This is a genomic window from Pedobacter hiemivivus (genome assembly GCF_005144565.1).
In the GTDB taxonomy this organism is placed as follows: domain Bacteria; phylum Bacteroidota; class Bacteroidia; order Sphingobacteriales; family Sphingobacteriaceae; genus Pedobacter; species Pedobacter hiemivivus.
Window position 1 is genome coordinate 261,461 of record NZ_SWDX01000001.1, and the last position, 16,121, is coordinate 277,581.

The window sequence follows — 16,121 nt, forward strand, 5'->3', positions numbered from 1 at the left end:
TATGAATAACTTTAAAAAAGGCATATTAATTTTTATCGGGGCAGTGGGTATTGTCTCCTGCAAGGTAACTGACCCGGATGACTTGACCTTTGTAGATGATAAAAACATCTATAACAACATCACACAGATCCGGAACATCTTGAATAATGTATATAGCGGTCTTCCAGATGGCTTTGCGGATATCGGCACTTCCTGGCTCGCAGCTGCCTGCGATGAAGCCGAGGAAGTCAACAACGTGGAAACAATTCAGAATTTTAATACCGGAAATATCACGCCATATTCCAATCCTGATGACATTTGGAATAAATCTTATGCATCTATAAGGAATGCTAAAATATTTATTCAGTCTACAGACACCATTACCTGGAAGATCTGGCAATATTCAAATCCTACAGAATACAATCTTAGAGTCGGTTTGACTAAACAATATAAGGCGGAAGCAAAATTCCTTACTGCATTCTTTTATTTTGAACTGATTAAACGTTATGGCGGCGTTCCGATTGTAGATGAAGTGATTGATAAAAATACAGACTGGATCTCCCGTTTTCCGAGAAAGTCATTTTCAGATTGCGTTGATTTTATTGTCGCTAACTGTGATGCGGCTGCTGCGGATCTCCCAGCAACATATGATGTAGGGAACTATGGAAGGGCAACAAAAGGGGCTGCTATGGCACTGAAGGCGCGCACGCTACTGTACGCGGCCAGCGATCTTTATAATCAGCCTTCAAATGGTGATGCTTTACTGGGGTATGTCGGAGGCGACCGAATAGCACGCTGGATTAAAGCTGCTGAAGCGAATAGAGCAGTAATTACCCTTATTCCTGCTTATGCATTTCAGCCGAAATATGAAACATTAAGCGTATTGGCTGCAACCAAAAGCACAGAGGTTATTTTTGAAAGAAGATATGCCGCCAGCAATACTTTCGAAAAGCAAAATACTGCTGTAGGCTTTCCGTTCGGATTAACAGGAACGTGTCCATCAGGGAATCTCGTTGATGCTTATGAGCACCTTGATGACGGTGATTTCGATTGGAATAAGCCATCTCATGCTGCAAATCCTTATAACAGACGTGATACGCGACTGTCGAAAATAGTCGCCTTCAATGGCGCCCCATTTGGCAAAGTTCCGGTTCCTGTTGAAGTGTTTAGCGGCGGAATTAATGGGAAGCCAAGAGACAGGGCCTCTAAAACAGGGTACTATCTAAGAAAGTATATAAACGAAACTTTGGATCTGCAGATAGGCGAAACTGCTCCCAAGCAATGGATGTATATCCGTCTGTCGGAAATTTATTTAAACTATGCCGAAGCGATGAATGAAGCATATGGCCCGGAAGGTATGGGGCCAGGGACATTAACAGTTAGTGCGAGGACAGCGTTAAATTCCATACGCACCAGAGCAGCGGTTGCCCTTAAGGCTATACCTGCAGGTTCCGATCAACAGGGTATGAAAGCTCTGATCAGAAGAGAAAGACGTGTAGAACTGGCATTTGAAGGTCACCGCTTTTGGGATGTAAGGCGCTGGATGATTGCCGATCAGGCAATTGGTGGTGCCCTAAGGGGGGTTAATGTGGTTAAAAATACTAATGGGACCTTTAGCTATACACCAACTGTAGTAGAAAACCGTACCTGGAACAATAAACTCTACTACTATCCGATCCCACAGTCAGAAATTACGAAATCAAATGGGGTAATCGTCCAGAATAAAGGCTGGTAATCAATTGTAATTATTAAAAAATCAAAATATGAAAAGAGTATGTTTTACAGCATTGGTATTTCTGGCGAGTTTTCAACTCCAGGCTCAAAGTACTGTGAAAGGTTTTGTTTATCAGGATCTTAATCATAATGGTAAACGTGATCATAAAGATCTGGGGGTAGCTGATGTAGCGGTTACTAATGGTGTACAGGTGGTACTAACTGATAAAAGTGGTTTGTACACATTACCAATAGGAAAAGATAATATTGTTTCAGTGATCAAACCTTCTGGTTATAAAACGGGTGTTAATGCAGACCAGCTTCCCCAGTTCTTTTATAACCATAAGCCAGGCGGCTCTCCTGTTTTAAAGTATAAAGGCGTTTTACCCACAGGAGTATTACCTGCATCAGTCGATTTTCCTTTGACAATGGTAAAAGAAAACGAGAATTTTAAAATGTTGGTATTTGGTGATCCACAACCTATCACACTTAAGGATGTGGACTATTTTTATAAAGGAGTGATCTCCGAAGTTAAAGGTATCAAAGGAGTTGAGTTTGGTTTAAGTATGGGTGATCTAGTACAGAACAAATTGGAACTATTTACACCCTATATTAAGGCGGTAAAAGACGTGGGTATTCCATGGTATAATCTATTGGGAAATCATGATCTGGATTTTGACGGTAAAGCAGATTCCCTTGCCGACGAAACTTATGAAGCACACTTTGGTCCCGCGAATTATGCGTTTAATTATGCAAAAGTGCATTTTATTGTACTTGATGATATCTTATACCCAGATCCGAGGGATGGAAAGGGTTACTGGGGAGGTTTCCGCAAGGAGCAACTGGATTTTGTAGAAAATGAATTAAAGTATGTTCCTGAAGATTATTTAATCGTACTTGCTTTTCACATTCCCATAAGTGAGCCTAAGGAAGGTGGGGATCCTTTCAGGGATGAAGACAGACAGCGGTTGTTTGACATATTGGCCCGGTTTCCGCATACCCTTTCACTTTCTGCGCATACCCATGGTCAGAAACAGGATTTCTTCACTAAAGAGCAGGGTTGGAAGCAGGAGAAACCACATCATCATTACAATGTAGGCACAACTTCAGGCAACTGGTACTCGGGGGAACTGAATGCTAAAGGTGTACCTGTGGCTACCATGAGTGACGGGACACCTAAAGGATATGCCTTCATTAATTTTAAACAGAATGCCTACACGATCGATTATAAAGTAGTGGACATGCCGGCAGACTATCAGATTGCGATTACTGCACCAAAAATTCTTGAAAAAAATAAAGGAACGGCAGCCGTAATTTATGCCAATTTCTTCATGGGAAGCCCTGGTGACACAGTAATGTGTCGCATAGATAGTGGAAAATGGACCGCTATGAACTATGTGCTACAAAATGACCCGACATTTTTAGATCTTATACATAAATGGGACCATAGCGAGGTATTACTAAGTGGAAGAAGGCCAGGACTTCCCGCACTTTGTCGTCACCTGTGGAGTACACCGGTTCAGCCAAATCTGCCCGTTGGAGACCATGTAATTGAAGTAAAGGCGATTGATATTTTCGGAAGGACTTTTACTCAAAAAAGCAGCTATAAAATTGCATTATTAGAAAGCAATACAAAGTAATAAAATGGATGGTGTCCTGCCTTTTGGGATGCCATCCTTCTCGGTCAATTATTTTATCAAAAAGTAACCCGGTTATTTTTCCGTTTTCATGGAGTAATGATGCCGTTTTTTCAGCATATTCTTTTCTTCTGTTTGGTAAAATAGCACAAGAATCCTGTTCTGTTGATATTTCCATGGTATTTAAAGCTAATGTTTCAATAACCAGGTTGCCAAGGTAAATACTGTTGCTTAAACTTCTTCTATCATCTGCAATAAAAGACATATAGACCTGAAGTTGCATGCCTTTTACTTCTGCAGGCAATTCTAAAAAATCTGTCTCTTCGGTCATGCGTGCGCCAGAAAATAGGTAATATGATTTTCCTGTTTCTTCGGCATAAACCAATAGCATTACTCGTGCCCCTCTGTCGCTCCAGTTTAATGAAGTGTTGTAGCTCCAGTTAAAGCGAACACCATTGCCTTCGGCTGTTGCAATTGGGTTTAATGGCAGTTCAATGGTTCCCTGAGTTAAACGCGCTGCTGAGTAGTTCATGCTGATGTCAGGATATTCGCCTTGAACTGCATGTAGTAGTTGGTAGGATTTAGCTGCATTGTTGGGCGAAATGGGTTTGCCTTGGGCAGCTTCTTCAAAGCCTATTCGAACATAATCCGTCATACTGTTGACGAAATTATTCACTACTTCCATTCTCTTTCTTTGGATTTTCTCTTTTGGGGTTGGGGGAGTGGTACGCTTTCTTTTCTTTGTCCTAACATAAGCTATTCCATATCTTACATAACCCTCTACTGGACCGAGATTACCATTAAAGCCACCCAAAATACCATTCTCAATTCTTGCCATAGTTTTTTGTTTTTTTCTAAAAGTATGCACTAAGCTGTTGATTGTCAATTCGCATGCTTTTGACGGCTTGCACTTTAAGGCAATTTAATTCACAGTATGTTAACGGATGTTAAGCGGATGCTACTCGGCTCCAGCCGGGCAGTGTCCGAGTAATGTCCGGGTAAATGCCGGGTATAGGCCGGGTTTACAGGGTTAACTGAAAAGAAACTTTTGGGCTGAAATCCTTAGTTGTAACATTCTTGTTGTGAAACAAAAAGTCTGTTTTTTTTAACAAATGTTAACTTTTTTGATTGGTTGACTCGCTGTTCTCTACCCATATTATTGAAGTAGGAGCCGTAGATTGTTATTATATTTGTCCTGCATGAGCTATAGTAACATGTGATATATGAGTAGTAAAATCAATACCGAAATAGAGCATGGGAGAAAGGAGGCTTTTCACAAAGACGATGAAAACCTTTTGCGGTATTTTTTTGATTTACACCATAAATCTTTACGTTATTTTGCTAAAGGATTGGTAAGTAATGAGGCTGAAGCAGAAGATATTGTAGCTTCCTGCTTTGTGAAATTATGGCAATTTAGGGAACAATACTCAGATCCAACTAAAATTAAAGCCTTTCTTTATATCAGTTGCCGAAATGCTTGTTTGGATTACCTAAAGAAAAATAAGAGACGTAAGGGCTGGCAGGATGAGTATTTAAGGCAGCTTGAAGGTGATGATGAAAGGATACTTCAAAGAGCGGCAGAATCTGCTTACCTGGATATCATTAATAGGGAAATAGAAGAACTACCCGAAAAATGTGCTGAGGTATTTAAATTGCTTTATTTTGAGCATAAAACAACAGATGAAATTGCCAATCAGTTAAATATTTCTGTTAAAACGGTTCGCAATCATAAAGCTAGAGCAGTAAAGCAGTTGCGGTATGCATTTGTTGAGAAAGGATTATCTGATGCTATGATGTTTGCCGTTATCTTATTCCTTAATAGTAAATAAATTGGATTTTATTTTTCTGAAAATCAGCTGTTTATTTATATTCTGTTTTTTTATTTACCAAAAAAATGATTTTCGACTAGGCGTTTGGAAGAAATGTCGTTTTTATGTTTTGTAAGCGCTTAAATGATTAGTATTTAAGTTCGAATCAGTAGCGATAATTATGAAACATACTGGAATGTTTGAACATGAATTTGATATGGCCATACTTTTCTCCGCTCATGTTAAAGGGGAACTGGATGCTCAAGGACAGAAACAGCTCAATGCCTGGCTTAATGCAAGCCAAGGTAACAGAGAACTGTTTGATAGTCTAATGCATAGAGAAGAATTGAAAAAGAAACTGATCAGTTTTAATGAAGGCAATTCAGAAATAATATGGGGCAAAACATTGCAAGGCCTTGTAACTTTAAATATTCAAGAGGATCATCGGGATCATCGGAATATTTTTACCGCAAAAAATCAGACAGTCAAACTTTGGAAGAGGATAAGTATAGCAGTCTCCATTATAATTGCATTGAGTGTAGGAGGATATTTTTTCATTAATGGCCTAAATTATTTTGGTTCAGATCAGCAGATTGTATTGACTATTAATGACAATGCTCCTGGACGTAATAAAGCAACATTAACCCTTGCTAATGGCAAGGCAATTGCGCTTAGTGATACTAAAACAGGACTTGTAGTTGGATTGACAGATTTAACCTATAATGATGGTAGCTATATAGATGTTAAACAGGAAAACCAATTGTTAACGGCTTCAACACCGCGTGGAGGTACTTACCAAATTACTTTATCAGATGGTACTCGTGTATGGTTAAATGCAAATAGTAAGTTGATCTTTCCCTCTAAGTTTAGTACTTCACAACGAAAAGTTCAGTTAATAGGAGAAGCTTATTTTGAAGTAGCTAAAGTAATGATTAAAGATAGCAGAATGCCATTTGTAGTTGTTACTGATCAACAGGAAATTTCTGTTTTAGGTACTCATTTTAATCTTAATAGCTATAAAGATGAGGGTGTTGTGAAGACTACCTTGCTTGAGGGTAGTGTGAAAGTATCTTTACTTTCATCTTCCGGGAAAGCTAGAGAAATAGGCAGCGTTATCCTACGTCCGGGACAGGAGGCTGTCTTAAACAAGAATTCTGAATTAAAGATAACAGCAGCTGACGTAGAACAAGCTACTGCATGGAAAAATGGCCTTTTTTATTTTAAAGATGCTGATTTAAAGACTATTTTACGCACATTTTCGCGTTGGTATGACATTGATATAGTGGATACTGGCTCGCTTAGTAACCAGAGATTTTCAGGAAAGCTGTATAGAAATGTGAATGCTTATCAAGCATTGGAAGTCCTAAAGTTATTAGGATTGGAGTTCGTTTTGGAAAAAAAGAATCAACAAATACCACAAAAGATCATTATTAAACCTTAAACAAACCAACGAAATATGATTAAAAATTAACCTGAAATTTTATCGAAGGGAAACGGAAAAATTACGGAGGTGTTACTAGCACCTCCGCATAAAATCTGGGCCGCCCAATTAAAGGGTATAAAAACAATTCAACTAAACCATTTCTTTATTCACCCAAACATTACAAAAGTAATGAAATTAAACTTTATAAGCGGAGCTATGCCTGATGCATGGTTCCCGGAAAAACTATTAAGAGTTATGAAACTTACCACCTTGATGTTAGTTATAGCATTGATGCAGGCGAGTGCTGCAGGGTATAGTCAGAAGGTTTCCTTATCGGAACGGAATGTGCCTATCGAAAATGTCTTTAAGGAAATTGAAAAGCAAACTGGTTACGTATTCCTTTATGAAAATGGGATTTATAAGCAGCGGATGAGTATCAATGTGAAAAATGTGAATATTGAAGAGGTACTGAGCAGTCATTTTAAAGCACTACCATTAACATTCAATATTGTCAACGGCAACAATATTGTTGTAAAAAAGAAGTCAGAGTCGCTAACTGATAAGGTTTTGCAACTGTTTAATCAGAAAAATCCTGTTAAAGGCAAGGTTACTGATGAAACAGGTCGGGCTGTTCCTGGGGCTACTATTTTAAATAAAACAACAGGCAAGGGGACAATTTCTGAGGGTTCTGGGGCTTACAGTATAGACGCTGATAAAGGCGATCTACTGGTATTTAGTTATATCGGATACCAACAGAAAAAAATCTATGTTGCAGAGCAAACAACGGTAAATGTTTCTCTGGAACCTGAAACCTCAAGCTTGGATCAGGTGGTAGTTGTGGGTTATGGTAGCACTAAGAAAAAGGATTTAACAGGATCTGTATCTATTGTTAATGCTGCCGATTTAAAAAATGCTCCTTTTGCAACTATTGATAATGCGCTGGCTGGAAAAGCCACTGGGGTTCAGGTAACTAAAGCTGATGGTTCGCCAGGTGGGGCTGTGCGCATCAGGATACGAGGTTCCAGTTCTTTGCTTGGTGGAAATGACCCTCTATACATTATTGATGGCGTACCGGTTCAGGTATCGAATAGCTTTATCAATCCCGGATTTGATGTTGGCAGTCCTATTGGTAATGAGATCAATGGGATGGGAAGTATGAATGCAGGTTTATCAACTGCATTTACTAATGGACTAAATAGTTTGGGCGGATTAAATGTCGAAGACATCGAATCGATCAGTATCCTTAAGGATGCCTCTTCTACTGCAATCTATGGTTCAAAAGCTGCTAATGGTGTGGTTATGATTACCACAAAAAGAGGGAAAAAAGATATGAAACCTCAAATTACGGCAAATTATTATTCTACTGTTACTACACCCAAATTACCTAAATTATTAAATGCTGATCAATACAAAATGCTGCTTACAGAATCTGCGCAAAATTTAATGATGGAAGCAGATCCGGATGAAGACTATATCCCGGAAAATATTGACGCTATTTTAAATCATTCAAATACCTTCTTTGGTAAAGCGAATACAGACTGGTTGAAGGAGGTTACACGCAATACGGTTTCTCATAATGCCGACCTTTCTGTACAGGGTGGTGGTGCAGCTTCCAAGTATTTCAGTTCTATTTCGTATAATCAAACACCTGGTGTCGTAAAATCAACAAACTATCAACGTATTGCTGGTAAGTTGAATTTAGAGAATGAGATCGGTAGTAGGTTCCGATTTATCACCAATTTGAATTTAGGCTATACCGACCAGAATATTGGCGATGGTGCTTATGGACAAGCGTTAAGGGCACGTCCGGATTTGGCACCCTATGACGAAAATGGTATGCCTACCAGTTTTGTTGGGCGGGGTGGTGAGGACTACCAGGGTTTTCAAAACCCTGTAGGATTGTTACAGGCAACGAACAATGCCAAGACTTTTAGTATGTTGGGGTCACTATCAGCACTATACGATATTACAAAAGACTTACAGTTTAAAAGTACGGTCTCCATGAATATGCAGACTTATAACCAGCGTATTTATATGCCTAGTTTTATCCAGACAGGTAGCTATTTTGGTACACCTACAGAAATGTCAGGGATTGGGAGCAACTCAAATAGCAGAATGACCAATTGGTTTTTGGAAAATACACTTACCTATACTAAAAGTATAGCAGACATTCACGATATCAATATTTTGGCAGGTACATCTTACGAAACCAGAAAAAATAGCTTCTTCAGTGCTACAGCTTCAGGATATCCTAATGATCATTCGCTAAACAACCTTTCTTCTGCTATAACACCTTTGTTTATTCGTGGCGATGAGCCTACCGGGCCACAGAGTTATTTATTGTCATTTTATTTGCGCGCAAATTATACCCTAATGGATAAATATCTGTTTACTTTCACAGGTAGGACAGATGGTTCTTCAAAGTTTGGCCCTAACAATAAATTTGGATACTTCCCTTCGGCAGCTTTGGGATGGAGAATATCCAAAGAGAATTTCCTGAAAGAGGTAAAATGGATAGATGACCTTAAAATAAGGGGGAGTTATGGACTTACAGGAAGCCAGAATATTGGCGACCAGATGTACCGTACTTTGTATAGCCCTAAGGCATATGCTGGGGCAAATGCTTTAATCCCAACTCAGCTTGGTAATGAAAATATTAAGTGGGAAAGTACAAAGTCTATAGATCTGGGACTAGATGTTTCATTGTTTAGCAATAGGCTACAACTTACCGCTGATTATTACGATAAGAGAACCAATGGTGCCTTGCTCTATTTACCAGTTCCATCAAGTAGTTCTTACGCTTTCTTACTCAGCAATGCTGCAGATCTTAAAAACCAGGGTTTTGAGTTTTCTTTGCAGGGTGACATTATAAGAAGTAAAGATTTTAAGTGGAATGCTTCATTTAACGTAACCTGGAACAAGACCATAGTTACCAGGCTGGATCCAAAAGCTAATTTGGGACCGTCGGGAAGTATGACTGGCCTGGAATGGCAGAATACCCGGATTGCAAAAGGAATGCCTTTAGGGATGATTCTTGGCTATACCTACACCGGGATCATTAAAACTCAGGAACAACTGGATGCTTATAAAAAAGAACTAGGTCCGGGTAATACAGTATTTTATCCATTTTTAGGTATTGGTGATCCAATGTACAAGTTGGACTATGAATACTTCAAATCAAGTAAATCTGCAATTGCCGATGCAAAAACTGTTATTGCAAATGCTGCACCTAAATATTATGGTGGCTTTACGCAAGGTTTTAGTTACAAAAATCTGGATCTTCAATTGTTCTTCACATTTTCTCAAGGGGGCAAATTGTTATGGGGTGATCATATCAGTAGCAGACAGTTTAATGGAACTTCAAATTCGCATGCGCTGATGTTAGACCGATACCATCCAGGAAATACGGAGACTAACCGTGAACGATTGGTGTTGGATGGTAACATGCCCATGCCATCATCTATTGATGTTTTCAGTTCTTCTTATATAAAATTAAGGACTTTAAATATGAATTATAGGCTTAACCAGACGAAGTGGATGCAACGTGCAGGATTGCAGCATACTTCAGTTTTTCTTTCTGCAACTAACCTGTTTACCATCACTAAATATCCTGGAAATGACCCGGAGACAACTAATGACACATTTAGTGTAGGCGGGGGATATTTTGATGTAAGCAATTATCCGGTGGTACGCACATTTTCACTAGGATTTAAACTTGGTTTTTAACATAAGATATTGAGATGAAATATATACAATTCAAATTATTACTACTGTTATTGTTAACATGTACATTTTTTTCATGTGAAAAACAATTGAATGTTTTTCCTACAAATAAGTTAGTAGATGGCAATGTAATCATTGACCTTAAAAGTGCTGAGACGGTATTAAATGGCGTGTATTACACTTTTGCAAATGTAGGCTTGGATTACGCTAGCTTAGAGTCTGTTAAATGGATTTCAGTAAATGAAATTTTGCCTTCAGAACTTTCCGGTACTTTGGCCTATTCCTATGGTCAGGATGGATTCATGAATATGGCTTATCGTAATTCCAGTCCGATACTTGTAAGTAAATGGAAGTATGGTTACAATATAGTGAATGCGGCCAATGGTTTTCTAAAGAATGTAGGACCAGTAAGCAATATCCCTTCAGAGCGGAAAGAACAAATGATTGCTGAAGCTAAGTTTTTGCGTGCTTTTGCCAATGCTGATCTGCTCCTTTATTTTGGCCATTATTATGATGTAAATAGCAAGTATGGAATTATATTGAGAGATGAGTTTGTTTCTGCCGATAATGTAAAGTTACCTAGAAGTACCGTTGCGGCTACATATAATTCAATACTTAAAGATTTGGACGAGGCTATTGCTGCTTTGCCACCTTTAAATACTCAAATCCATTATGCTAATGTTTGGGTAGCAAAAATGCTTAAGGCCAGGGTACTGATTAACAGAGGGGCGCCAGGGGATTACAATCAGGTCATTAATTTAACTGAAGACATCATTAATAATAGTTCTTTTAAGCTTGAAGCGAATTTAAAAGACTTATTTCAAGTAAAAGGTTTTGCAAGTGCAGAAGTTATGTTGTCAGTACAGCCTTTCCCCAATGACAGTTGGAAATTTTACCTGAATAATACAAGTGTAGATTATTATGTTACTCCAGCTTTAAAAGATTTGTTGGCTAATGACCCAAGAAAGGCCTGGATGTATAAAGACGCTGCAAACATAAATGGGATATTACCTTCTGTAACTAAGTATTATTCTGGACCGGCAATTAAGCCCGTAAAAACGCCCTTAGTATGTAACAGTTATGCTTTCCGGTTAACTGAAGCTTACTTAACACAGGCCGAGGCTATTGCTTTATTAGGTGCTGACCTTAGCTTAGCTAAGTCGCGTTTAAAGAAAGTGTTATTGTGTGCAGGAATCACTGATTTTACTGTTGTGGATGAGGCATCTACCCCAGAGGCTATGCAATTATTAGTAGTGCAGGAAGTGTGCAAAAATTTCTTGCAAGAAAGTGGCTTGGATTGGTTTGCCTTGCGTAGACTTCCTCTTGCTACCTTAAAAACATTAAGACCTAGTGTCAAGTCTGTTTATTCGCTAACGCTTCCTATTCCTATAGTTGAAATTAATGCGAACGGTTTAATTGAACCAAATCCTGTGGACTAATTTATTTTTTATGATCAATTTGAATATTATGAGTAAATCACTTTATATGTTACTTTTTGTTTTGGCAACAGCTTTAGGCGCTGTTGCACAAAATACTGCGCTAGAAAAAAAGGTTGTTTTTAAAGGAACAGCTGCAACCAAATACAATGGTCAATATGTTTATCTATTTTCCAATGCGCCAACGACAGTTCGGGACAGTGCCAAAATTGTGAATGGAACTTTTACTTTTTCACGTATTTTTAAGGAACCCGGTATTTATAGTTTTTACAGTGGATATGAAAAAAAGGCAAAGGGAGACTATTCCGTGCTAACGGTTCCTTTTGATCGTCCTTCGAAGATGGAGATCAAGGGCAATATAGAGCGTTTCGACAATTCAGCCGTTAAAGGGAGTAAAGACTTTTTTATTTTTGATGCTGTTGTAAAGGCTACTGACCCAGTTTACGAAAAGTTGATAAATGACCTGTCTGCTAAATACGGAAAAGCTTATCTGTATGACATGAAGCGCGATACTACGCAGCAAAAGTTTAAAGATATGATCTCTGAATACAATAAGGGAAAAGCTGCTTATAATTTGTTATTGAAAGAACAAGCCATTAAGACCGTAAATGAGCATCCGAACTCTTTTGCGTCCGCATTGATCCTTCAGAATTATGCGGATAATCTGGATCTGGAAGTATTGGAAAGATTGTGTAAGAAGGTTTCTCCAGCGGCAATGGATAATTTTTTTGGTCGTAATTTACTGAGCCAGTTAAATGGACGTAAGCAATCTGCAGTTGGTAATTTTGTGGAAGATTTTACTTTAAATGATCCCAAAGATCAACCGCTGAAATTTTCTTCATTAAGGAAAAAATATGTACTGATTGATTTCTGGGGTAGTTGGTGTGGTCCTTGTCACATTGCGTTTAAGGATTTGAGATTGTTGTATGCCAAGTATCGCGATAAGGAGTTTGAAATTTTAGGTATTGCTACAGAAAATAGTAAGGAAGCTTGGATTAAGGATCTTGAAAAAGAAAAGTTACCTTGGTTACAGGTAATTGATATGCAGGGTAATAAAAGTGTATCTCTTAATCAGTTTGCTGTTGCAAAATATCCGACCACTGTTTTGGTTGATCCTAATGGAAAAATTATTGGAAGAGATTTAAGTGTGAAGGCGCTTGAGGCGATACTGGATAAAAGGTGATCGTTGGGGTAACATTTTTATTGGAATGTTGATATACTATTAAACTAAACAACATTCAAGATGAAAAAGTTATTCGCACTCTTCTTTTCCACTATCTGTTTTTGCGCTACCGCACAAACACCTGGTCAGCCGATTAAAGGTATAATAGTAAAAGGCGGTAAAAATCCAGGCGGGAATACACAATTGTCTGTAAGTGGAGGAATAAATAACCCGGGCAGTTCAATCAAAACTAAAACAAATCTTGTTAATGGCTATGCTTTAGGTGCAAATGTATATGTACCCTTGTTTGCCAAAGAAGGAAATGGAAATTTGGCTGGCCATACCGCACACTTCTTTACTATTGGTCTTAATGCAGGGGGCGAGTATTTTGCCGGTATCGGAGATTATAACTTAGCTGAGCTTCCGTCTTACAATATTTCGGGACAGTCTGCTGGACCTAATATAAGGGGAAACAATGATGGAAATAAACAAAATGGCTTTAAAGCTGAGGCAGGTGTACAGGCTAATTTTTCGTTTGGGAAGGTTACGCTGTCACCTGTTTTAAACGCAGCTTATATGAGTTTAAAGCAAAATGCGATTAGTGTGGTGCAAGATGGTACGGTGAACGGCGTAAGCTATAGTAAAGAAATCTATGCGCAACAAGCTGCTAAAACTACAGGGATCGCCTTTATTCCTAAACTGCGTATCGCTTTCTTTCCTGGAAAGCTGGGCTTTTACCTGGAAGGCGCTTATACCAGTGGTCCGGATGTTAAAACTCAGGCTGAGTTATTTAAGCCTCAGGGCAAAGTTAACGATGCTGGGTTCTATAGCCAGGATCAGATGAGCATGGGGAGTAGCAAGCCGAAAGATCAAAATGCGAAGTACAATAGTTTTGGGGTAAATTTTGGTCTCAGTATCCCACTGGGTAATGCGATCAGCCGCAGACGTTTAAAAGGGAAAGTAACAAAGCCGGGGGGCAATGGTGTCAATCTGGTGAATCCTTTATTCCAGCAGGATGGTAATGCTTCAGAAAATCCAATGCAAAATCCATCCGCTTTGGCAAAACCGGGTAATCCTATTGGTGGTATAATCGTAAAGGGTGGTAAAAATCCTGGTCCGCGGGATATGATTGCAGTTACCAATGAAAATGGTGAAATCGTATTTTCGGTGACCGAAACCGGTGAATATACATTGCAATTAACGATACCCGAGGCTTCTGGAAAAAGTATCAGTAGTAAAGGGGTAAAAAGAATCCCATCCGAAAACAATAAAAGAGAGGTCAGAACATATTCTGGAGGACGTAAAAATGAAGTTTCAGACGAAAATATGATGGCCCGTCCTGGTCAGCCGATTAAAGGTGTAATCGTAAAAGGCGGAAAAAATCCTGGGGGAAATTCAATAAATTTGATCACAAATGAAAATGGTGAATTTACCTTTGCCGTGCAGGAAGCGGGTGAATATAAATTACAGATAACTACTCCTGAGGCCCCTGGAAAAAGCATCAGTGAGTAGGGCGTAGCGGCCCCATCTAAAGGAAAAGGTAAAAAGAACTAATATATTTTTATGAACCTGATTCATTAATAGCCTTCCCATACTGCCAGGATTGTTAATTCAAGCATTTTTTAATAATTTTGGGTAAAGTTGGGGAACATGATAGATTATAGCGTAATAACTGACCAGGAGCTGGCCAAAATGCTTGCATTAGGGGATCAGACTGCCTTTGCGGAAATCTATAGTCGCTACAAATTTATCCTTTACAACCATGCCTGGAATAAAACCCGGGATAAACAGGAGGCACAGGATACTTTACAGGAGGTTTTTGCGATGATCTGGTCTAAAAGAGCCACGATTACTATTGGCAATAATCTTTCTGGTTACCTCTATACCTGTGTTCGAAATCACATCCTTAACGTCATTGTCCGTAAGAACACTCACAATAAATACACCTCTTCCATATTGGAATTTGCGGAAACAGGGCCGGTGCTTACCGATCACCTGGTACGGGAAAATCAATTGAAAGCTTTGATCGAAAGAGAGATTGCTGCACTGTCCCCACGCATGCGTCAGGTATTTGAATTGAGCAGGAAACAACACCTGAGTCATAAACAGATCGCTGAAATCATGGGTACGAGTGAAGAAACTGTCAAAAAGCAAATGTCAAGAGCTTTAAAATCACTACGCCTAAAGTTAGGCCTTCCCGTTTTTCTCCTCATGCTGTTGTTTTACCGATAACACATTTATTTTTTTTCCTTGTACCACCTCGGCCGTCCTTAGTTTGTCTAACTGCTAGACTAAACTAAATGATGACAACCAGTATTGTAAAAATCGAAAACCTTTCCCACCGTTACAGTCTTGACTGGGCCATACGGGATATTAACTTTGAAATCAGTCCCAGAGGAGTCCTCGGACTGCTGGGCTCTAATGGAGCAGGAAAATCGACTACGATGAATATTCTTTGCGGGGTACTCAACCAAACTGAAGGAAACGTGTTCATTGACGGAATCGATACCAGACTCCATCCCGAACAGGCGAAACGGAAACTTGGATTTCTGCCTCAGCATGCTCCCTTACACCTCGACCTGAATGTCGACGAATACCTGACTTACTGTGCCCATATCCGGGACGTTCCGGCAAAAAAGGTGCGAATGGCAGTAGCGGAAGTAAAAAACAAATGCGGCATCAGCCATTTCAGTAAACGCCTGCTCAGTAACCTTTCCGGAGGGTACAAGCAACGCGTCGGTATCGCGCAGGCGATCATTCATCACCCGCTCCTGGTGGTACTGGATGAACCTACCAATGGGCTCGACCCCAATCAGATTCTGGAAGTGAGGAAACTGATCAAAGAAATCTCTGAAGAACGCTCCGTGCTATTTTCCACGCATATTCTTTCCGAAGTGCAGGCCACCTGTAAAGAAATCAGAATGATAGAAGGAGGACGAATGGTCTTTGCAGATACCATGGAAGCCTTTAACAACTACATCATGCCAAATTCTGTGCTGATCTACCTGAACAATCCTCCATCCATTGAGACCCTCAGTCGCCTTCCGGACATTACCAGTGCCGAGCCGCTGAGCGACGGGGGGCTAAGACTCCATTTTAAGGGCTCACAAAAGAACATTTCGGGAAAGATCATTGAAGCCAGTATCAGCAACGGCTGGCAGCTCAGCGAGATCATGCTCGAGAAAAGCTCCCTTGACGAGATATTCGCCCAACTTTCCAACCATAAAAAGCCAGCATAAG

General features: G+C 39.5%; 11 protein-coding genes. 10 read left to right on the plus strand and 1 reads right to left on the minus strand.

Features of this window, described 5'->3' with window-relative positions; all coding sequences use genetic code 11:
• Nucleotide 1: 1 nt before the first annotated feature.
• Nucleotides 2–1,714, plus strand: a complete 1,713-nt coding sequence (locus FBD94_RS01080) for a RagB/SusD family nutrient uptake outer membrane protein (RefSeq protein WP_136878783.1) — start codon at nucleotides 2–4, stop codon at nucleotides 1,712–1,714.
• 28 nt (nucleotides 1,715–1,742) lie between these two features.
• The gene (locus tag FBD94_RS01085; RefSeq protein WP_136878784.1) at nucleotides 1,743–3,332 is read left to right on the plus strand and encodes a calcineurin-like phosphoesterase C-terminal domain-containing protein; all 1,590 of its coding nucleotides are present in this window, start codon (nucleotides 1,743–1,745) and stop codon (nucleotides 3,330–3,332) included.
• Here FBD94_RS01085 and FBD94_RS26100 read toward each other — a convergent pair.
• The gene (locus FBD94_RS26100; protein ID WP_205945819.1) at nucleotides 3,280–4,167 is read right to left on the minus strand and encodes a DUF6266 family protein; all 888 of its coding nucleotides are present in this window, start codon (nucleotides 4,165–4,167) and stop codon (nucleotides 3,280–3,282) included. The two genes, FBD94_RS01085 and FBD94_RS26100, sit on opposite strands and share 53 nt — an antisense overlap.
• 385 nt (nucleotides 4,168–4,552) lie before the next feature.
• Between FBD94_RS26100 and FBD94_RS01095 the strand changes: the two genes are divergently transcribed.
• From FBD94_RS01095 to FBD94_RS01130, 8 genes are all read left to right on the plus strand, one after another.
• Nucleotides 4,553–5,158, plus strand: coding sequence for an RNA polymerase sigma factor (locus tag FBD94_RS01095; RefSeq protein WP_136878785.1), 606 nt, complete (start codon nucleotides 4,553–4,555; stop codon nucleotides 5,156–5,158).
• 160 nt (nucleotides 5,159–5,318) lie between these two features.
• Nucleotides 5,319–6,578, plus strand: a complete 1,260-nt coding sequence (locus tag FBD94_RS01100) for a FecR family protein (protein WP_136878786.1) — start codon at nucleotides 5,319–5,321, stop codon at nucleotides 6,576–6,578.
• A 171-nt stretch (nucleotides 6,579–6,749) separates the two neighbouring features.
• Nucleotides 6,750–10,286: a SusC/RagA family TonB-linked outer membrane protein gene (locus FBD94_RS01105; protein WP_136878787.1), complete on the plus strand. Its 3,537-nt coding sequence runs from the start codon at nucleotides 6,750–6,752 to the stop codon at nucleotides 10,284–10,286.
• A 14-nt stretch (nucleotides 10,287–10,300) separates the two neighbouring features.
• Nucleotides 10,301–11,722, plus strand: coding sequence for a RagB/SusD family nutrient uptake outer membrane protein (locus FBD94_RS01110; RefSeq protein WP_136878788.1), 1,422 nt, complete (start codon nucleotides 10,301–10,303; stop codon nucleotides 11,720–11,722).
• A 28-nt stretch (nucleotides 11,723–11,750) separates the two neighbouring features.
• The gene (locus FBD94_RS01115) at nucleotides 11,751–12,902 is read left to right on the plus strand and encodes a TlpA disulfide reductase family protein (protein WP_169472182.1); all 1,152 of its coding nucleotides are present in this window, start codon (nucleotides 11,751–11,753) and stop codon (nucleotides 12,900–12,902) included.
• A gap of 60 nt (nucleotides 12,903–12,962) precedes the next feature.
• A complete protein-coding gene (locus FBD94_RS01120) occupies nucleotides 12,963–14,393 on the plus strand; it encodes a collagen binding domain-containing protein (protein ID WP_136878790.1) in 1,431 nt (476 codons plus the stop codon).
• Nucleotides 14,394–14,531: 138 nt separating this feature from the next.
• Nucleotides 14,532–15,113 (plus strand): RNA polymerase sigma factor, encoded by a 582-nt coding sequence (locus tag FBD94_RS01125; protein WP_136878791.1) that lies wholly within the window; start codon nucleotides 14,532–14,534, stop codon nucleotides 15,111–15,113.
• 71 nt (nucleotides 15,114–15,184) lie between these two features.
• On the plus strand, nucleotides 15,185–16,120 hold the full coding sequence (locus tag FBD94_RS01130) for an ABC transporter ATP-binding protein (protein ID WP_136879175.1): 936 nt from the start codon (nucleotides 15,185–15,187) through the stop codon (nucleotides 16,118–16,120).
• Nucleotide 16,121: the final 1 nt, after the last annotated feature.